The sequence below is a fragment of the Chitinophaga sp. HK235 genome, assembly GCF_018255755.1.
In the GTDB taxonomy this organism is placed as follows: domain Bacteria; phylum Bacteroidota; class Bacteroidia; order Chitinophagales; family Chitinophagaceae; genus Chitinophaga.
The window spans coordinates 5,663,384-5,683,337 of record NZ_CP073766.1 but is presented as its reverse complement, the minus strand read 5'-3'; the positions used below and the strand labels follow the sequence as shown (position 1 = coordinate 5,683,337).

At 47.3% G+C, this 19,954-nt stretch carries 14 protein-coding genes; 7 read left to right on the top strand and 7 right to left on the bottom strand.

The window, feature by feature from the left end:
- Positions 1 to 21 precede the first annotated feature (21 nt).
- The 3 genes from KD145_RS21430 to KD145_RS21420 all read left to right on the top strand — a co-directional run bounded on the left by KD145_RS21430 (position 22) and on the right by KD145_RS21420 (position 5,816).
- Positions 22 to 3,444: a SusC/RagA family TonB-linked outer membrane protein gene (locus KD145_RS21430; protein WP_212001533.1), complete on the top strand. Its 3,423-nt coding sequence runs from the start codon at positions 22 to 24 to the stop codon at positions 3,442 to 3,444.
- Between the two features lie 11 nt (positions 3,445 to 3,455).
- Positions 3,456 to 4,946 carry a SusD/RagB family nutrient-binding outer membrane lipoprotein gene (locus KD145_RS21425; RefSeq protein ID WP_212001531.1) on the top strand — a complete coding sequence of 497 codons (1,491 nt, stop codon included), beginning with the start codon at positions 3,456 to 3,458 and terminating at the stop codon, positions 4,944 to 4,946.
- A 153-nt stretch (positions 4,947 to 5,099) separates the two neighbouring features.
- Positions 5,100 to 5,816, top strand: a complete 717-nt coding sequence (locus KD145_RS21420) for a DUF2490 domain-containing protein (RefSeq protein WP_212001529.1) — start codon at positions 5,100 to 5,102, stop codon at positions 5,814 to 5,816.
- Between the two features lie 234 nt (positions 5,817 to 6,050).
- Here the strand turns inward: KD145_RS21420 and KD145_RS21415 are convergent, their stop codons facing one another.
- The 3 genes from KD145_RS21415 to KD145_RS21405 form a co-directional block, all read right to left on the bottom strand.
- Positions 6,051 to 6,539 carry a YcxB family protein gene (locus KD145_RS21415; protein WP_212001527.1) on the bottom strand — a complete coding sequence of 163 codons (489 nt, stop codon included), beginning with the start codon at positions 6,537 to 6,539 and terminating at the stop codon, positions 6,051 to 6,053.
- Positions 6,540 to 6,560: 21 nt separating this feature from the next.
- A complete protein-coding gene (locus KD145_RS21410) occupies positions 6,561 to 7,088 on the bottom strand; it encodes a hypothetical protein (protein ID WP_212001523.1) in 528 nt (175 codons plus the stop codon).
- Between the two features lie 549 nt (positions 7,089 to 7,637).
- The gene (locus KD145_RS21405) at positions 7,638 to 10,952 is read right to left on the bottom strand and encodes a vitamin B12-dependent ribonucleotide reductase (RefSeq protein ID WP_212001522.1); all 3,315 of its coding nucleotides are present in this window, start codon (positions 10,950 to 10,952) and stop codon (positions 7,638 to 7,640) included.
- Positions 10,953 to 11,286: 334 nt separating this feature from the next.
- Here KD145_RS21405 and KD145_RS21400 point away from each other — a divergent pair, with 334 nt between their 5' ends.
- On the top strand, positions 11,287 to 12,045 hold the full coding sequence (locus tag KD145_RS21400; RefSeq protein ID WP_212001521.1) for a geranylgeranylglyceryl/heptaprenylglyceryl phosphate synthase: 759 nt from the start codon (positions 11,287 to 11,289) through the stop codon (positions 12,043 to 12,045).
- Positions 12,046 to 12,141: 96 nt separating this feature from the next.
- On the opposite strand, the gene KD145_RS21395 is transcribed toward KD145_RS21400, so the two are convergent.
- Complete coding sequence (locus KD145_RS21395; protein ID WP_113615705.1) at positions 12,142 to 12,870, bottom strand: LytTR family DNA-binding domain-containing protein; 729 nt, start codon at positions 12,868 to 12,870, stop codon at positions 12,142 to 12,144.
- Positions 12,871 to 12,970: 100 nt separating this feature from the next.
- Positions 12,971 to 14,023, bottom strand: coding sequence for a sensor histidine kinase (locus KD145_RS21390; protein WP_212001519.1), 1,053 nt, complete (start codon positions 14,021 to 14,023; stop codon positions 12,971 to 12,973).
- A 223-nt stretch (positions 14,024 to 14,246) separates the two neighbouring features.
- Between KD145_RS21390 and dxs the strand changes: the two genes are divergently transcribed.
- From dxs to KD145_RS21375, 3 genes are all read left to right on the top strand, one after another.
- The gene (dxs, locus tag KD145_RS21385) at positions 14,247 to 16,172 is read left to right on the top strand and encodes a 1-deoxy-D-xylulose-5-phosphate synthase (RefSeq protein ID WP_212001518.1); all 1,926 of its coding nucleotides are present in this window, start codon (positions 14,247 to 14,249) and stop codon (positions 16,170 to 16,172) included.
- Between the two features lie 111 nt (positions 16,173 to 16,283).
- Positions 16,284 to 17,327 carry an iron-sulfur cluster-binding domain-containing protein gene (locus KD145_RS21380; RefSeq protein ID WP_212001517.1) on the top strand — a complete coding sequence of 348 codons (1,044 nt, stop codon included), beginning with the start codon at positions 16,284 to 16,286 and terminating at the stop codon, positions 17,325 to 17,327.
- A 131-nt stretch (positions 17,328 to 17,458) separates the two neighbouring features.
- The gene (locus KD145_RS21375) at positions 17,459 to 18,565 is read left to right on the top strand and encodes a PAS domain-containing protein (protein WP_212001516.1); all 1,107 of its coding nucleotides are present in this window, start codon (positions 17,459 to 17,461) and stop codon (positions 18,563 to 18,565) included.
- Positions 18,566 to 18,569: 4 nt separating this feature from the next.
- On the opposite strand, the gene KD145_RS21370 is transcribed toward KD145_RS21375, so the two are convergent.
- Both KD145_RS21370 and KD145_RS21365 read right to left on the bottom strand, forming a co-directional pair.
- Entirely contained in the window at positions 18,570 to 18,947 is a 378-nt protein-coding gene (locus KD145_RS21370; RefSeq protein WP_212001514.1) for a hypothetical protein, read from the bottom strand.
- A 169-nt stretch (positions 18,948 to 19,116) separates the two neighbouring features.
- Positions 19,117 to 19,830 carry an HAD-IIB family hydrolase gene (locus KD145_RS21365; RefSeq protein ID WP_212001512.1) on the bottom strand — a complete coding sequence of 238 codons (714 nt, stop codon included), beginning with the start codon at positions 19,828 to 19,830 and terminating at the stop codon, positions 19,117 to 19,119.
- Positions 19,831 to 19,954 lie beyond the last annotated feature (124 nt).

The following is a 19,954-nucleotide window of genomic DNA, read 5'->3' as shown; positions in this document are numbered from 1 at the left end:
AACCAAATCAAGCACTATACAATGAGAAGCCAAGTACTAGCCTGGTCGGGGCTGTGCTATGCCCTATTCTGCTATCATTCCGGCAGTGCATACGCAAAACCCGAAGGGTATCTCACCGCTCAGCAGCCAGCAGATACCACCGTTCCGGTAGTAACCAAACCCGCTGCTCCCAACACTGCAAAACCAAGACAAGATACTGCAAAACCCAAACAGGACACCGCCCTTATCCTCCCTCCGGATGACGCAACTGTGAAGAAAGAAATCGGGAAATTTACCATCAACGGAATCGTAAAGGATGATAAAGGTACTCCCGTTCCCGGTGCACACATTCGTAACCAAACTACCGGCATCAATGCCCAGTCCGGCCCTGATGGCAAATTCTCCATCAAAGCAGGATTAAAGGATACGATCAGGATAAGTTCACCCACCTTCGCAGAACAATCTGTTATCCTCTCCAAAAAGGAAGCGCTGGCTATTACACTCATGCCTGCTGATGCCAACAAAAAAGTATTGGGTGAAGTAGTGGTAACAGCCCTCGGTATCAGAAAAAATCCACGCTCCGTGGGATATGCCATACAGGAAGTGAGTGGCAGCACTGTACAGGAAGCAAAAGAAGTCAACTTCGTAAACGCCCTTACCGGCAAGGTGCCAGGCGTACAAATCAATACCAACAGCGGCTCTATGGGTGGTGCCACCAAAATCACCATCCGTGGTGTTAAATCCATCCTCGGCGACAACAACGCCTTCTTCGTGATCGACGGGGTGCCCATGATGAACAACAACACCAACCAGGGCGGTCAGCTCAATGGCGGTGGCGGTTACGATTATGGTAGCCCTCTCCAGGACATCAATCCGGAAGACATCGAAAATATCTCTGTGCTAAAAGGCGCTGCAGCCACCGCACTCTATGGCAGCCGCGGTGCCAATGGCGTAATGCTCATCACCACCAAAAAACGCCCGGACTCAGAACGCGGTATAGGCGTTACCTATAGTCTCAATGCTCAGATAGACCAGGTATACAAACTGCCCGACTATCAAAATCAATACGGTGGTGGCTCCAGTCCTCGTTTCGATACGCTGTTTTACAACAAAAATCCAGAGGGCTTCCTCAATGCACAAAGTGGTACCTACGACGACAATAACGGCAAAGGCCGTTATGACCTGATGCCGCAGTACTATGAAGATGCCTCCTGGGGTCCTAAACTCGATGGTCGCCTCGTACGTCCGTACTGGTCATGGGATAAAAACAAAAACAATCCCTACTTTGGTCAGACAGCCCCCTGGGCAGCGCATCCCAACAACGTAAGAGACTTCTACAGAACAGGCTTTACCCTTACAAATAATATATCCATGGCCGGCAGTAACGACAAAGGTGGTTTCCGCCTTTCCTACGGCAATATGGACCAGACTTTTGTGCTCCCTAACGCCTCCATTAAACGTAATAACCTGTCGTTCAACGGCAATTACGAAGTAACCAAAGGCGTTAGAACAGTAGCTGCTGTGAATTATGTAGCCCTTAATGCCAAAGGCCGCCCCGGTACCGGCTTTACAGGCCCCAACCCGGCACTGCAGTTTACCATGTACGGTCAGCGTCAGCTCGACCTCGACATGGAAAAACGTTACAAATACGACGACGGCTCCCAGAGCACCTGGAACCGCAAAGCCTGGGACAACCCCGCTCCACTCTCCAGCAACGGCCCTTACTGGAACCGTTATATGGACTATGAAACCGACAGTCGCAACCGACTCTTTGGTTTCGCTGGTGTAGACATAGACGCCAACAAATGGCTCAGCTTCTCCGGCCGTGTATTCATGGACGATTACAACACCCTCGAAGAAGAAAGGACTGCCAGAGATTATTTTGTAGGTGGTTATATCAAACGGGTACGTACCTCCCGCGAAATGAACTATCAGATGACTGCTGATATTAAAAGAAACTTCGGGCACGATTTTCAGCTCAATGCCACTGTAGGCGGCAATATCATGCACCGCCGCTGGACTACCACCGGAGGCAGCACTGTACAGGGCCTTACCATCAAAGATGTATACAATCTTGCCAACTCCGTACAGCCAGCCCAGTCTATCGATGAGTTCTACGAAAAACAGATCAACTCTGCTTTCGCTACCGCGAATCTGGGCTATAAAAATATGCTGTTCCTCGACCTCACCGGCCGCAGCGACTGGAGCTCCACACTCGTAAAAGGCAACAATCAATACTTCTACCCGTCAGCATCCCTTTCCTTCGTATTCTCTGACCTGCTGAAGGAATGGAAATGGCTCTCCTTTGGTAAGGTAAGAGGCAGCCTGGCCGCTGTAGGTAACGACGCCGACCCGTACAGGATTTACAACACCTACGATTTTGTACCTCCGTTCGGCTCTTATCCGGTCACACAGGCTTCTGCCACCAAATACAACAAAGACCTCAAACCCGAACGTACCTCCGAAGTGGAAACAGGGGTGGAACTGAAATTCCTGGACAATCGTGTAGGCGTTGACTTTACCTACTACAACCGCACTACCAGAGACCAGATCATCGCGCTGACATTGCCCGCTGCTACCGGATATACCAGCGCATATGTCAATGGCGGCAGCGTACAGAACAGCGGTATCGAAATCGGCCTGAACCTGAATCCTATCCGCCTTAAAAACGGCTTCCGCTGGGATATCAGCGCCAATATCGCCCGCAACCGCAACAAACTGCTCAACCTCGACATACAACAGTATAATACCTCCCTGCCGGTTCTCCTCATCGGCACCGACCGCCGTACCCAGAAAGTATCTGTAGTGGCTATGGTAGGCCAGCCGCTTGGCACCATCATCGGTACCGATTACACGTACCTCAACGGTCAGAAAGTAGTAGACGCACAGGGACACTATGTGCCTACCAAAACAAACGTGCCTATCGGCAACGCCTATCCGGACTATGTAGGAGGTATCACCAACTCCTTCACCTACAAGGGTATTTACCTCTCCGCTCTGATAGACTTCCAGCATGGTGGCAATTTCTTCTCGTACACCAACCTGTACGGTGAGAAGTCGGGCCTGCTGCAAAGCACAGTGGAAAACAATATCCGCGAAACAGGTATCGTAGTGCCCGGTGTTACCGCCGATGGCCATCCTAATACAGTCAACATCACTGCGCAGGACCACTTCAGTTCCAATGGCGGCAACGTGATCAGCAAAGCTAATCTGTATGATGCCAGTTACGTCTACCTGAGAGAAGCTAAAATCGGTTACAACCTTCCGGAATCATGGTACAGAAAGATCGGCGCCCAGAACGCACGCCTTTCCCTCTATGGCCGTAACCTGTGGCTGATCAAATCAAACGCGCCCAACGTAGACCCGGCCAATATTATCAACTCCTCTACCAACGTACAGGGGATAGAAGGAGGGGCCTTGCCTTCACTCCGCTCTTATGGCTTAAACCTGAGTGTATCATTCTAAAATTCGTGAAGATGACTAACAAGATCCTGAAATATAGCTCCGCTTTTCTACTGCTGACCACCATCGTGTTCTCCGGCTGTAAAAAGCTCGATGATATCAATCACGACCCTACGAAACCCACTACCGCCGATCCGCAGTACCTGCTGGCCGGTGCCCAGAAAAACGCCATGGACGTGCTGTACAGCGGCCTCCAGAACGGTTATATCGGTACGCACTATGCCCAGTATTGGTCTGGCAACTCCCGTACAGACGACAGCCGCTACAAACTGGACGAAGGCAACAACTCCACACTCTGGAACAATCTGTACCGTATTTCACTTAACAATCTCAATAACGTTGTCCGTCAAAACGGTAACAAACTTGATGATCCGAAAATAGCTGCCCAAACGGCCATCGCCCGGATCACCGCCTGCTGGATATACCAGGTACTCGCTGACGCCTACGGCAACCTACCCTATTCCAGCACGTTCCAGCTCGACGCCGGTAATATCACTCCCGCCTACGATGACGCCCAAACGGTCTATGCCCGGTTGATTGATACCCTGCAGGCACAGATCAAAATACTGGATGTCACCAAAGGCACGCTGGCCACCGGCGACGTGATCTATCTCGGCAGTGCTGACAAATGGAACAAACTGGCCCACTCACTGCTGTTGCGTATCGCCATCCGTATGGCTGATACTAATGATGCCAAAGCCCGGGAAATCATAGAAGCCAATTACCAGCAGGCATTTACCAGCAACGATGATAATGCGTTGTTCACCTATCTGAACGCTGCTCCCAATAAATTCCCCTTCAATGATTCCGAAAGGGAGATCTCTGACTTTTTCGTAAGTGCTACCCTGGTAGACTATATGAAAAGTGTAGCCGATCCCAGACTGGCCATCTATGCCCGTCCTTCCAAAGATGACCAGGTCGTCAACGGAATGCCTTACGGCTGGGCCAGTGCTGATAAAACCCGGCCTGCACCCGGAAAGTTTTCCTATCCTGGTAAACAGATCTATAGCGCCGTTATGCCCGGTATTCTGATGGATTATGCGGAAGTGGAGTTTATCCTGGCAGAAGCAGCCGCCCGCGGCATGAACGTAGGCGACGCCGCCACCCACTACACCAATGGTATCAAAGCATCTATCGGCTTCTGGAAAAAACTGGCAGATGACAGAAGTATCGATGACTCTGCTATCAACAGCTACATCGCAAAAGTGCCCTACAACGCCAGCGACTGGCGTAATGTAATCGGTACGCAGAAATGGCTGGCACTCTATCCTCAGGGTTTGCAGGGCTGGTTTGAGCGCACCAGGCTCAACTTCAAAAAACCAGGCGGAGAAGCCTTGTTCATAGCACCAGTATCTGGTTCTATGGACCCTTCCACGCCTTTTGTGCCATACCGCCTTACTTACCTGATCTCCGAACAAACCGTTAATAAAACATCATATGAAAATGCCGCCAAGGCAATTGGAGGCGATGTGAAAGGCACTAAACTGTGGTTTAACAAATTTTAACAAAAAAACACAATCAACTAAAACAATCAACCGGCGCCCGCTTTTGCGGGCGCTTTTTTGTTCTGTAAGGCCCTGATCCTCGTCTTCCCGTTTTTATCAATGCCGCACTTGCTTTATCTTTAATCCCCCCTATAATAAGTTTTAAGCATTTTTATGAAGAAAGTACTGTTATTACTGGCCGTAATAGCCCTTACCCGCTATGCCTCGGCCCAGGAAACCACGCATGCCTACCAGCACTGGTACACTTATTTCGGGACAATGAAAATCAATCAGCACTGGTCGGTTCCCTTCGATGTGCAGCTACGTATCAGAGACGGAATCAGCAATAAGGGACAGCTGCTGATGAGGGGAGGGCTGCAATATGCTATCAACAAACAGCACCAGGTATTATTGGGATATGCTTTTGTGCCTACGTATAACAATGTCAGCGATACCTGGCTGCCGGAGCAGCGTATTTTTGAGCAATACATTTACAAAGCCCCTAAAATCGATATGACCCACCGTTTCCGGCTGGAACAGCGCTGGGTAGCACAACCCTCAGCACCTGGTGCCCATGAGGCTATAGGTGACTGGAAATATGGCAACCGCCTGCGGTATTTCAACCGTACCCAGTTGACCATCCGCCATCACCAGCAGCCAACCCGGTTTTATGTGGCATTACAGGACGAAATTTTCCTGAATCTCTGGGGTAATAGTATCAGCAATCTCCTTTTTGATCAGAACCGGTTTCTGACCGCCTTTGGCTATCAGATCAGTCCCAACCTCAAAGCTGACATCGGCTATATGAACCAGCTTGTACAGGTAAATAGCGGAGCCAAAACCATGAACCATATCCTGCATTTCAGTGTATTCCAGAACATTAATCTCTGATGCATTTGATATTACTGCGCCAAACAGATAATCAAAAATTATAAATGTATTAATCTATAATACAAACATAAAGCCCGCTGATCTTACCAGCGGGCTTTTGAATTAAATATCATATATAAAAAAATACAATTTCTATTTATCAGAAAATTAAATCTCCGGCATCAAGATCAGCAAAACACAATCTCCGCTCATCAGGAGAATCAGCCCCATCAGCTAAAACATCATCTGCCTGAGTTAATAGCTGGTGTTAAATTTAGACTTCATCATAGTTGAGAAGAGTTCGTACGCATCTTCCGTTTTAAAAGCACTAATAGGAATGAGGAAGAAGGATTTTTTATCCCTGTAGAGGAAGAAGAATTTTTTGGTTTCCACTACGCGGTAAAAGCTTTTCCAGCTGATAGAACGTTCGTGGTCACTGGCGCTGGTAGAGATTTGTATGCCTTCGTCGGAATAGCGGAGCTGGATATTGTCTTTGAAGGTAGCGGCCTTGTTGTAGATGGAAATGGGGAGGAGATACCAGAAAACGAGCCCGAGCAGGAGTACCATGACGGCTATGCCGGAAAGAGTGCCGGGTGTGACCAGGTTAAAGGAATAGCCCGCTATCGTAGCCAGCAACAAGATAATAAGGGTGTTTCGGAACACCTTAATTTCACCCCGCTGCATAAAATGATAGCGTAATGCATGCAACACATCTCCCTTATTGTAACTGAACTCTAACTGCATTAGGCGCCTGGCAAAACGATTTTATCTGTTTACGGAAATCGACATAGGATTATCCATTTCATCACGTACAGTAACAGGTGCATCTTTCTTACGGTTACGCTTCAGTGTGGAAAGGAACTCCTCATTGAAGCCCGGAAAGTTTTTCTTGATGAAAAGGAAATACTGCTGTAAGGTCTTGGGATCCACCTTGAAGGGGAATGCCAGCTCCTTACCACTTCCTTTCAGGAAGTCGTTGGTGTTTATTTTTGTTTCGTTTTGTAAATACCATTTGTAAAGGTCCACAATAGCTTTTTCCAACTCTGCTTCATCTACTTTCTCAGCCGTCTCTACCCGGGGAAATAATAATACAAACTCTTCTACCCGTACAGGTTTGGCTTTATCATTATTTCTGGCATTATTACGGTTATCGTTGTTATCCCCGTTTTTATCTCCATTGTTCTCCCCGGCTTTACAGGTGCAGGTGTTGTCACCATTCCCACCACCAGTGTTGGCATTTGCTGATGTGGCTGCGGCCAAAACTACCAGCAGCAAGAACAACAGCTTTTTCATAAGGCGTCAATTTTTCGAGTCTTAAAAATACAATTATATTCTGAGATTTCTCATGCCTAAAAAAAATACGTATAAACCCGTAAAAAAACAAAAGCAATGGACGAACCATTGCTTTCGAGAGTCATTTACAGTGCATGATGAATCACGCGGTGTAGGAATATTTGGTTTTTCATAGGACAGTAACCATAATAAAAATTAATACAATAACAAATATAATAAAATTATATGGTGACAGTTAGAAAAGGATAAAAATTAAATATTTTCTAATATGAAAACGCAAAACTTCAGAAATGAAAATTAAAAGGCTTAAAATTAGACAAAATGAAATACCCTAATACCCCATTGGAGTAATAGGCCAGAAGAAGGGAGGTCAAAAACGGTGTTTCAAACCGGGGTTTTTGGAAAAAAGTAAGGGCGCCTAGAAAAGCGCCCTCAATTTGTTACTATCCTATGAAAACCCTATTTGAATACAAAGGTAAGTGCATGTTATTTTTCTTTGAAATTTTAAAGGCACAATAACATATCGTTAACAAGAGTTGCAACATCAAATCAGCTACAACCCATGCTGTTACCGCAGTTCAGGCATTTGTAACAAGTGCCGGACCTTACTGTAATATGCCCGCAAACGTTACAGGCAGGGGCATCACTCTGCATACTGCGCAAATAATCCTGCGTGCTGTTTTCTGCAGAATGCTTGACTGCCGGCTGCTGCTTTACCGCTCTGGGCGCGCTTTTCGGACTACCCGCATGATAAGTCACCCGCATACCTGACAACAAATGGGTATCGTTTTTTTCATCCTCTTCTTCTCCGGTATTCCCCGGCGCATCCAGCAAATGCACCAGGTCTGTACGCCCCAGATACTCATATCCCAATACCCGGAACACATAATCCACCAGCGATGTAGCCGATTTAATGTTCGGATGGTCAACCATCCCCGCCGGCTCAAAACGGGTAAATACAAACTTATCTACGAATTCCTCCAGCGGCACACCATATTGTAATCCTACAGAAACCGCTATGGCAAAGCAGTTCATCATACTACGCAGTGTAGATCCTTCCTTCGCCAGATCAATAAAAATCTCTCCCAGTGTGCCATCATTATATTCTCCCGTATGCAGGTAGATAGCCTGTCCACCAACTTTTGCCTTCTGCGTAAAACCTCCCCGTTTGGCTGGCAATGTCTTACGCTCTACAATCCTTGACAGCTGCCGCTTCAACGTAGTATCCGTACTGGCGATCATCCGCTTGTTCACTTCTTCCAGCAACTCTTCAATCGTCAACTGGTCGGTATCTAAAATCTGTGCAGATTCTGTAGTGGCTACAACATCTGTTTTTTTCTTCTTATCACTCTTATTACTAAGCGGTTGACTCAACTTACTACCATCCCTGTAAAGCGCGCAGGCTTTGAGTCCCAGCTCCCAGCTCAGCATATAGGCATCTGCTATTTCATGCACTTCCGCTTCATGCGGCAGGTTGATCGTTTTGGAAATAGCCCCGGAAATAAACGGCTGCGCTGCCGCCATCATCCGGATATGTCCATGCGGATGGATATAACGCTCACCATGTCTGCCACACTTGTTGGCACAGTCAAACACCGGCAGATGTGCCTCCTGCAGATACGGCGCGCCTTCTATCGTCATCGTACCACAGATATAATCATTGGCTGCCTCTATCTCTGCATCCGTAAATCCCAGCGCATGCAACAAACTGAAGTCAAGATTAAAGTACTGCTCCGGTGTAAAGCCCAGCCGCTGCAGACAAGCTTCTCCCAGCGTATAAACATTAAACACAAAGGAAATATCGAAGGAAGAAACCACCGCACTATCCAGCTTTTTCAACTCTTCAGCGATAAAACCTTTTTCACTGAGTGACTGATGATTAATATAGGGCGCTCCGGCAAAAGAACCGGTACCCTTTGCATAGTCCACAATTGCTCTTATTTCATGAGGCTGATAGCCCAGATTATGCAAGGCTGTTGGAATAGACTGGTTGATGATTTTGAAATAACCACCACCGGACAGCTTTTTAAATTTTACCAGCGCAAAATCAGGCTCTACACCTGTAGTATCACAGTCCATTACCAGCCCGATGGTCCCCGTGGGAGCAATCACTGTTGTCTGGGCATTACGATAGCCATATTTCTCACCTGCCTGCACCGCCTCATCCCAGGCCCTTGTAGCTGCTTTCAGCAGATAATCAGGGCAAAACCGGGCATTGATACCCTGGGGAAGAATTTCGAGCCCTTCATAAGCTTCTGCTGCATCGTAAGCGGCAGCACGATGATTACGCATCACACGCAACATGTCTTCCCGGTTATCTGCAAAACGTGGGAAAGCGCCCAGATGCGAAGCCATCTCCGCTGATGTCTGATAAGCCACACCGGTCATAATAGCTGTAATAGCTCCTGCAATACCACGAGCCTCTTCACTGTCATAGGCAATACCATTTACCATCAGCATGGAACCCAGATTGGCATAACCGAGCCCAAGCGTACGATAATCGTAACTCAACTGAGCCACCTCCCTGGAAGGGAACTGTGCCATCAATACAGATATCTCCAGCACCACCGTCCACAGCCGCACTGTATATTCAAATCCCGGTACGTCGAAAAGACGCTGCTGCTCGTCAAAAAAGCGCCGCAGGTTGACAGAAGCCAGGTTACAGGCGGTATTGTCCAGAAACATGTATTCAGAGCAGGGGTTGGAAGCATTGATCCGGCCTCCTTGTGGACAGGTATGCCATTCGTTGATGGTCGTATCATATTGGGTGCCGGGATCTGCACAACGCCAGGCGGCATAGGCAATCTGGTCCCAGAGATCTTTGGCCTTGATGGTTTTGACAGCTTTACCGGTAGTACGGGCTGTCAGATCCCAGTCGCCATCAGCAGCCAGCTGATGGAAAAAGCGGTTGGGGATGCGAACAGAATTGTTGGAGTTCTGGCCGGATACAGTCCGGTAAGCCTCACCCTCATAATCTGAAGAATAACCGGCAGCTATCAATGCGGCTACTTTTTTTTCCTCTTCTACTTTCCAATTGATAAAATCCAGTACTTCCGGATGGTCCAGGTCCAGGCACACCATTTTAGCTGCCCGGCGCGTGGTACCGCCCGACTTAATAGCGCCGGCAGCACGGTCGCCGATCTTCAGAAAACTCATTAGTCCGCTGGAAGTGCCGCCACCGCTCAGTTTTTCTCCTTCTCCCCGGATATGGGAAAAATTAGTGCCCACACCGGAGCCGTATTTGAAAATACGGGCCTCCCGCATCCACAAGTCCATAATACCACCATCACCTACCAGATCATCTTCTACACTCAGAATAAAACACGCATGGGGCTGCGGTCTTTCATAGGCAGAAGTCGACTTCTCCAGCTTACCGGTATGTTGTTCCACATAAAAATGTCCCTGTGGTTTTCCTTTGATACCATAACTCTCATAAAGCCCGGTATTAAACCATTGCGGCGAATTAGGCACACAAGCCTGATTCAGCATACAATAAACCAGCTCGTCATAAAATACCTGTGCATCTTCCGGAGAAGCAAAATACCCATAGCGTTCTCCCCACGCCTGCCAGCAGTGAGCCATACGATGCACCACCTGCTTCACCGACGTTTCACGGCCCAGACTACCGTCTTCCTGAGGCACGCCTGCCTTTCGGAAATACTTCTGTGCCAGGATATCAGTCGCGATCTGCGACCATCCTTTGGGCACTTCCACGTTGTTCATCTCAAACACCACATCTCCACCGGGATTACGGATCACCGACGAGCGCAGGTCATACTCGAACTGTTCATACGGAGGCACTCCTTCCCGTGTGAAATAACGGGAAAACGTCAGGCCACTCTTGCTGCTTGCTGGATTTTTCATACCCAAAAATTTTTTCTTACGATTAAAGAAATATGTAAAGGGAGGGGGATTTAAAATTAATTTTAAAATACCTGGGTAAGTTGGATTATTATGCACAACTTGTGGATAATTGAATCAACTCTTTCCCGGGATGTTTGTTATAACCAAACCAATACAACAAAAATCCGGCTCAAAATTTGTCGTTAGCAGAGCTTTATATGTGGGTGTTACTTATAATGCCGTAAGTATCATGAACTCCATTCATAGAAAATGAATTGCATGCATATTTATTTAGCATTGTGGGTTATTAATAAAAATATTATACATTTGCGACAACCGGAACAATGCGCTATTGATGTACAATAAAATATACACTTCGTTCATCGAAAGAAAGGCTAGGAAAGAAAAAGCATTCGCGGTTTTGATTGATCCGGATAAGGTTACACCTGCAGGGATCATTGAACTCGCGGCTAAATGCACTGCGGCCAAGGTGGATTATATCTTCCTCGGTGGCAGCCTCGTTATTACTAACCACCTGGATGAATGCGTGCAACAATTGAAAGCCAGTTGTGATATTCCCGTTGTTTTGTTTCCGGGAAGCCCCTCGCAGGTTTCGAGATATGCAGACGCACTCCTTTATCTTTCAATGATATCAGGTAGAAATCCTGAGTTACTGATTGGTCAGCATGTAGTTTCTGCTGCTGCTGTCAAAAAAAGCCAGCTGGAAGTAATTTCTACCGGCTATATGGTCATTGATGGTGGAGCTCCCACCACTGTATCCTACATTAGCAATGCCACTCCCATTCCTTCAGACAAAGCAGATATCGCTATGTGTACTGCCATGGCAGGGGAGATGCTGGGTATGAAAGTTATTTATATGGATGCCGGCAGCGGTGCCCGTAACCCCATCACTGAAACCATGATCAACCGGGTAGCCAGCCAGGTGGAAGTACCAATTATCGTTGGCGGCGGTATCCGCGACGCAGAAAAAGCTTACCGCAACTGTAAAGCCGGTGCCGATATCATCGTAGTGGGTAATGCCATCGAACACGATATTTCCCTGATCAAAGAACTCGCAGATGCTGTACATTCCTCAGCACCCGTAACAATGTAATTTACGATTTATTCATTTTTTTATCGATATAAAAAACAGCGGAGACAGCCCTATGGCGATCTCCGCTGTTTTTATTAGCTCAATAACAAAAGACTGTTACAGACTCATCATCTCCTTGAATTTAACAGCCTGCCGGCGGCTCACCTCTATCTTTTCCCCGCCTCTCATCTCCAGTAACAACCCTCCGTTAAAATAAGTGTCAATTTTCTCGATCATCCGCAGGTTCACAATATGTTTGCGGTTGGCCCTGAAAAAAACCCTTTCGTCCAGCCTTTCCTCCAGTGCATTTAATGACTTCAGAATCAACGGTTTGTTGGTCTCAAAATACACCCGGGCGTAGTTACCCACGCTTTCAAATAACCGGATTTCCTGCAGCTTCACAAACCAGCAACGATCACCATCCTTCACAAACACCTGGTCATTTTCAGACAGCAGGGTACGGATACCGCCTGCAGTGGCCAACCGGTCCTTTTCCTCCAGTTGGTGCAGTTTATGGATCGCATCTGCCAAACGCTTGGGCTCCACCGGCTTCAGCAGGTAGTCCAGCGCATTGTACTCAAATGCTTTCAGCGCATATTCATCATATGCAGTGGTGAAGATCACCTGTGGTGCCTTCTCCAGTTCGGCAAGCAGATCAAATCCCGTTTTGTCCGGCATCTGAATGTCCAGAAACAACAGGTCAGGATGCAGCGTCTCTATCTTCTCGATACCATCCTTCGCGTTAACCGCTTCTCCTACCACCACTATTTCCGGGTGATCTGCCAGTAATTTTTTCAGTTCACTCCTGGCCAGGCGTTCATCATCTATTATCAATGCTTTTTTCATTGGCAATATGAAGTTTGGTTGATGATTAAATTTTTTAATAATCCAATACGCTATAGACAGTCCAAACGCACTTCCATAGCGGTTTCCGTATAACAAGCAATCAGAGTAACGGCATCACCACCCTGGCTTCTACCGTTGCCTCGTCTTTATTTTTGATATCAAAGGTAGCCCTGTTTCCAAACAAAATACTTAATCGTTGCCGCGTACTCTGTAGTCCAAATCCATGGCCGTTGAGAACATTTTTTTCCACCAGCTGGCCGGTATTTTCGATCATAATTTCATGTTCCATGCCATTCAGCCGGGAGGCGATAAACACTGTTCCGCCGCTCACCACCCTGGAAATACCATGTTTGATGGCGTTTTCCACCAGTGTTTGCAACATCATGGGCGGCACCTGCAGCCCCAGTGTATCGGGATCTATTTCATACCTTACCTGCAACCGCTCTTCAAAGCGGATATGCTCCAGTGCAAGGTAATCCTTTACAATATTTAATTCACTCTCCAGGCTTACCGTTTCCATCTTTTCCGTAGCCATGGAACTTCGCAGGATATTGGAAAGCTCCGTAATGGCCGTCCTTGCCCGCTGCGGGTTCTCGTCTACCAGTGCCCGGATGCTGTTGAGCGCATTAAAGATAAAATGAGGATTCAGCTGCGCCTTGATCGTTTTAAGCTCCAGTTCCCTTACAGTCGCTTCCAGCTTCAGCCGGTCTACCTGCGAGATCCGGTTTCGGTCCACATAATGCCCGACGAAGTAAATAGCCCACCAGATGAAGGAAACAGCAAAACAGGACAGATAACCTCTGTCCAGCAGATTCTGCAGGAAATTCTTGTTATGCGGCGGATTACCCACCAGATAATCCAGTACCACATTGTACACAAAATACAAAACCACACTAGTACTTAATACCAGTACCACATATAACACCAGCTGCTTTTCAGAACTAAAACTCCCCCAACCCCTGAGCTTGTTTAACAGTGTTCTGAACAAATGAGTGGAAACAATACCACACAGCACAAAAATGATCAGATAGATCATCGCTGTTTGCAGATTTGGTTTTTTCAGGAGGGTGAAATTGAAGAATACGTTGATCAGAAAGTACGCCGACCACCCTAACAGTTGCCCCCACCAGTATTTATACACTTGTTTAAACATCCATTCAAATTAGTAAACTTCCCAAGTATACCAAAAATACCGTACGACACACCCTACCGGAATCTAAAATGTTATAAATGGCGAATCAAAACCGGTAAATGGTGAATCCCACCCTCCGAATGGCTGGTATTCCGGCTATATGGGGTTTTTCCCGCCCAATATCGCATGAGAACCCATATTTTTTAGTAGTTTTGTTTTTAATTAAACCCTGGACCATCAAATTATGAATATCACGGCCGGTTCACTTTTAAGCCAGATTAATTACCCAGCGGATTTGAGAAAGCTGAGCAAAGACCAGCTTCATCAGGTGTGTGATGAACTACGTCAGTATATTATTGACGTGGTAAGTGTGCATGGCGGCCACTTTGCTGCCAGCCTGGGCGTAGTGGAACTCACAGTAGCTCTGCACTATGTATTTAATACTCCTTACGACCAGCTGGTATGGGACGTAGGGCATCAGGCGTATGGACATAAGATCCTTACCGGTCGCCGCGATTCCTTTCCGACTAACCGGAAATACAAAGGCATCAGCGGATTTCCAAAAAGAGACGAAAGCGAATACGATACCTTCGGAGTAGGGCACTCCTCTACCTCCATCTCCGCTGCTTTGGGCATGGCCATGGCCTCCCACTACAAAGGAGAGTTCGACCGCCAGCACATCGCTGTTATCGGCGACGGCGCCATGACCGCCGGTATGGCCTTCGAAGCACTCAATCACGCCGGTGTAGCCAATGCCAATGTGCTGATTATCCTCAACGATAACTGCATGTCTATTGACCCGAACGTGGGTGCTCTCAAAGAATACCTGACAGACATCACTACATCTCCCACCTACAACAAACTGAGGGATGATGTATGGAACCTGCTTGGTAAACTGCCGGTAGGCAAACGCTTTACCCGCGAAATGGCCTCTAAACTGGAAGCCTCTCTCAAAGGTGTGGTGTCTAAATCCAGTAACCTCTTCGAATCCCTGCAGATGCGCTATTTTGGCCCCATCGACGGCCACAATATCACCAAACTTGCCGATACCCTGCAGGACCTGAAAGATATTCCCGGCCCTAAACTGCTGCACATCGTTACCACCAAAGGTAAAGGTTATGCCCTCGCAGAAAAGGACCAGACTACCTGGCACGCTCCGGGCCTCTTCGATAAAATCACCGGCGAAATATTCAAAAAAATCCCGGACAGACCGCAACCTCCTAAATACCAGGACGTTTTCGGCCATACCATTATCGAACTGGCAGAGAAAAACGATAAAATCATCGGTATCACCCCCGCGATGCCTTCCGGCTCTTCCCTCAAATTTATGATGGAAAAGATGCCTGACAGAGCCTTCGATGTTGGTATCTGCGAACAACACGCCGTTACCCTCTCCGCCGGCATGGCCACTCAGGGTATGCGCGTGTTCTGTAATATCTACTCTTCCTTCTTCCAGCGTGCCTTCGATCAGGCCGTTCACGATGTGGCCATCCAGGACCTCCCCGTGGTTTTCTGCCTCGACAGAGCAGGACTGGTAGGAGAAGACGGACCTACTCACCACGGTGCTTACGATATCGCCTATATGCGCAGCATTCCTAACGTCATCATCAGCGCACCGATGAATGAAGAAGAACTGCGCAACCTCATGTACAGCGCCCAACTGGAAGAAAATACCCATCCGTACGTGATCCGGTACCCCCGTGGTCAAGGTGTCATGCCCGAATGGAGAACTCCTTTTAAAGCCATCAAAGCCGGCACAGGACGTAAGATCCGTGACGGTAAGGATATCGCCATCCTTTCCATTGGTCATATAGGCAACTTCGTAACAGAAGCCTGCAAGGAACTGATCAGCGACGGCCTGCAACCTGCCCACTACGACATGCGCTTCGTAAAACCACTGGATGAAGCCATGCTGCACGAAGTGTTCAGCAAATTCGATAAAGTGATCACCGTGGAAGATGGATCTATCAAAGGTGGCTTCGGCAGCGCCATACTGGAGTTTATGGCACAACACCACTACACATCAAAGATTCGTATACTCGGTATCCCCGACCGGATCATAGAACACGGTAAACCGGATGAACTGTTCCGCGAATGCGGATACGATCCCGCCGGTATTGCCCGCGCCACCAGAGAAATGCTGCGCGAGAAAATTACCGTGACCATCTAACATCAATACAGCTTACATTACAGATAAAGGAGCGAAGATCCGGCCGGCACTTCAACATTCACGGCTTATCTTCGCTCCTTATTTATTTGTACGCCCGTAATTAAAAGCCATATGTATTTTCAGTTAAGGATCGTTGATATAAAGAAGGAAACGCCCGGCACCTACACCTATTATCTCGAAAATACAACGCCGGAGCCTGTCCCTTACCAGGCAGGCCAGTTCCTGACCTTCATTATCCATGTCAACAACAAGGAATATCGTCGCTCTTACTCCTTCAGCACTACACCCGGCATCGATCCGCTAATAGCTGTTACCATCCGCGAAAAGGAAAACGGTGAAATATCCCGCCATATACTGCGGTCCTGGCAGAAAGGAGATATCGTCACCTCACTGGAGCCCTCCGGAAGATTCGTCTTTACACCCATTCCTTCCGGAGAACGTGACATCTTTCTCCTCGCCGCCGGCAGCGGTATTACGCCCGTATTCTCCCTGCTCAAACAAATACTGCAGGATGAACCTGCTGCCAGAATAACCCTCATTTACAGCAATACGTCGCCTGCAAGGACTATTTTCTACGAACAACTGCAAACACTGCAATCCCGGCATCCGCAACTGAAATGCCTCTTTCTTTTCAGTAATGACCCTGACAGTAACCACACCTACAGAAGGCTCAACAATATTCTGCTCGAACTGCTGGTCACCGAACACCTCCTGTTCCATAAAGCAGATGCGCAGTTCTTCCTTTGCGGGCCGCCGGAATACATGCGCATGATAATATTGACCCTTCATTTCATGGGCTTCAGCGACGCACAAATGCATAGAGAAAACTTTGTGGTGAATACCGAAGCCCGGTTGTCCAGAACAGCCCTGCCTACAGATACCACGCCCCGGGAAGTCAACATACTGCTGCGCAACGAAACCTACACCCTCGCTGTACCAGCCAATCAAACTATCCTGAACTATGCACTTGAACATGATGTGCCGCTACCGTACAGTTGTAAGGGTGGTGTCTGCGGTTCCTGTACTGCGCTATGCACCAGCGGCAAAGTATGGATGCCTGTCAATGAAGTGCTCACAGACAAAGAGTTGGCAGAAGGGCTGATCCTTACCTGCGTCGGTTATCCTGCCACTGAAAAGATCAACATCGAATTATAAAGTATCATAATGTTTGTTTAATTATCAATCATATCTGTCTGCGTATTATTTTTCCCATGTGATTTTTTTAATTAATTTTTAAGGAAATTAGCGAAATGCAACGCTCCCCGATAAAGATTGCTTGTTTGTGTTTGCTTTTTGTAATCATTGTCATTAATGCTTACCTCCTCACCGGAAGCGAATCATCTACTCAGAAAACCTGGCTTATTCTGAATGAAATCGTATTGTGTAGTGCATTCCTGCTGTTAACCATTCCGCTGGTCCGCAAACCGATTGTTTCTGAATTCGAAAACCTCTTCATGGGTCATCCCATTCCCATGTGGGTGTATGAGAAAGATACTTTACAGTTTCTCTATGTCAACCATGCTGCCTGCTATAAATACGGCTATACCAGAGAGGAGTTTCTCCAACTAACGATCAGGGATATACGGGAACATGAAGAGTTGGATGCACTGATGGAAAATGTACGGGAACGTTGTAACGGCACAGAATATCGGGGCATATGGAAACACCGCCGGAAAAACGGAGAGAATTTTTTCGTGGAAATATATGCCCATTCGGCTATGTATGATGGGAGAGATGCCCGTTTTATTATGGCCAAAGATGTGAACGAACAGGTAAAAGCAGCCAGGGAAGCACATCAGCTGGGTGTACGGTACGAACTGCTGGCACAAGCCACCAACGATGCCATCTACGACCGCAACATGCAAACCAACGCCATCATCTGGAAACACGGCCTGGAAAGCTTCTTCCAGCCACCTACCGAATCCGGCGCCGACCTCTACGAATGGTGGCGAACCCATATTCATCCGGCAGATGGCCCGGCTGTTATGAGCTCGCTGGAAACCTGTACCCAGAACAGGATCAATTACTGGTCACAACAATACCGCTTCCGCTGCCCCGATGGCACTTACAAATACGTAGTAGACCGTGCTTTCATCATCTACGAAAACAACCAGCCCATACGGATGATCGGCATCGTACAGGATATAGATAAGTATATCAAACAGGCCGTACGTCTCGAAGCACAAAATAAAACACTCCGGGAAATAGCCTGGATCAATTCACATGAAATACGCAGACCTGTTGTCTCCATCCTCAGTATTGCCAACCTCTTCGATAAAAGCAATCAGGATATTCATCTCAACTCGCGTTTGATGGAATGGCTACATCAGTCCACCCTGCAACTGGATGAAATAATTCATAAGATAGAGCATAAGGTGAAGAATATTGAGTAGTCTGCTACACCTCATTCATCATAAAATGATTGAAATCTTCTTTCAGCTCAACAAATAGTTTCTGAAAAATCTCCATGCGGCGTTGCAAGGTTTCGTAGTCGCATACAGGCCGGTCGTCGTGGATGACCGTTTGTGGCTGGTCCGACTGGCTTTTGGCAAATTGTTTAATATCGTGGAACATCTCGTCGGCAACTTCCCGCTGTCTTAACAAACGGTTCTCAAAGTGTTCCACACTTTTCATTACTTCTTCCGGTGCAACACTGAGCGCAATTTGCTCCAGTCGCTCCCGCATCAGTTTCACTTCTTCTCTTACTTCGTTTACCTCCTCCTTCCAGGAGTCGATCTGATGGATCAGATCTTCAGGCTGTGTTGTAATTTCCATGGTGTATTGATTTATCCATTTACAAAATGATGATTCATCATTACCCAATCCGTGATTTCAATATCCACTTGGCAGTTTTACATTCCGCAATTATTAACAAAGACCTGCTTCTAAGTTACGATCTTTTTTGATGCAGACCTCATAACTTTCGTACTTCCTCACTTGTTATTCAGAGATATATACCAAACTCCGGAAACCGGCTTAATGCCTCCAGAATACCCCCTGTACCAATGCGGTCCGACTGCAGTACACTGGGCATTCCCGCTGTACGGACCAGCAATTCGGGTTCTGCATCTCCCACAACTACTCCTTTAAATCCCATCTCAAACATGGAATAATCATTCATAGAGTCACCAGCTACCAACACCTGATGATGCGGCAACGACAGCACTCCTAACAATTGCTGCAGTGTATTACCTTTATTCACTCCTTTAGGAAGAACATCCAGATATTTTCCGGCAGACAATACCAGATCACACTGCAGCGATTCCGCCACCTGTCTGGCTGTTTCAATATCGGTAGCATCATCATAATAGTAGGAACAACGATACTGCTGCTGTGCCTCCTGATGCAATAAACCTTTCACCGTTTTTAGTTTTTCCCTCACCTCATCTCCGGGCCATAACCCTGCAATGGCAGACTGTACAGGTTCCACCGCCACTAGTGAAGCCAGGTGCGTTACGGTAGCACCCACATCACAGATAATATATTCCGGCCTGGGCAAATCAGGATCTTCCAGCAATGTCAGCACACTACGTATACCCCTTCCCGTTACAAATACCAGTTGTATGTCTTCCCGGCTACGCACCAGTTCATATAATTGTGCTTTGTCGGCCGCTGAGCCAGCCAGGAATGTTCCGTCAAGATCTGTTGCTAATAACATTTTTATTTTCTGCTGTTGAATGCCTCAAGATAAAAGGTTTAGGTGTGTAATACAAATTCAGCCGTGGCAAACCACCTGCAAAAACAAGAGACCGCCTGAAGGCCGGTCTCTTGCTGCATATAAC

Bases quoted from the DNA above. Each gene is read 5' to 3' on its own strand.
- dxs (WP_212001518.1), top strand. From the start codon at position 14,247: ATGAATATCACGGCCGGTTCACTTTTAAGCCAGATTAATTACCCAGCG.
- KD145_RS21370 (WP_212001514.1), bottom strand. From the start codon at position 18,947: ATGGAAATTACAACACAGCCTGAAGATCTGATCCATCAGATCGACTCC.
- KD145_RS21430 (WP_212001533.1), top strand. From the start codon at position 22: ATGAGAAGCCAAGTACTAGCCTGGTCGGGGCTGTGCTATGCCCTATTC.
- KD145_RS21395 (WP_113615705.1), bottom strand. From the start codon at position 12,870: ATGAAAAAAGCATTGATAATAGATGATGAACGCCTGGCCAGGAGTGAA.
- KD145_RS21390 (WP_212001519.1), bottom strand. From the start codon at position 14,023: ATGTTTAAACAAGTGTATAAATACTGGTGGGGGCAACTGTTAGGGTGG.
- KD145_RS21420 (WP_212001529.1), top strand. From the start codon at position 5,100: ATGAAGAAAGTACTGTTATTACTGGCCGTAATAGCCCTTACCCGCTAT.
- KD145_RS21425 (WP_212001531.1), top strand. From the start codon at position 3,456: ATGACTAACAAGATCCTGAAATATAGCTCCGCTTTTCTACTGCTGACC.
- KD145_RS21405 (WP_212001522.1), bottom strand. From the start codon at position 10,952: ATGAAAAATCCAGCAAGCAGCAAGAGTGGCCTGACGTTTTCCCGTTAT.
- KD145_RS21380 (WP_212001517.1), top strand. From the start codon at position 16,284: ATGTATTTTCAGTTAAGGATCGTTGATATAAAGAAGGAAACGCCCGGC.
- KD145_RS21400 (WP_212001521.1), top strand. From the start codon at position 11,287: ATGTACAATAAAATATACACTTCGTTCATCGAAAGAAAGGCTAGGAAA.
- KD145_RS21415 (WP_212001527.1), bottom strand. From the start codon at position 6,539: ATGCAGTTAGAGTTCAGTTACAATAAGGGAGATGTGTTGCATGCATTA.
- KD145_RS21365 (WP_212001512.1), bottom strand. From the start codon at position 19,830: ATGTTATTAGCAACAGATCTTGACGGAACATTCCTGGCTGGCTCAGCG.
- KD145_RS21410 (WP_212001523.1), bottom strand. From the start codon at position 7,088: ATGAAAAAGCTGTTGTTCTTGCTGCTGGTAGTTTTGGCCGCAGCCACA.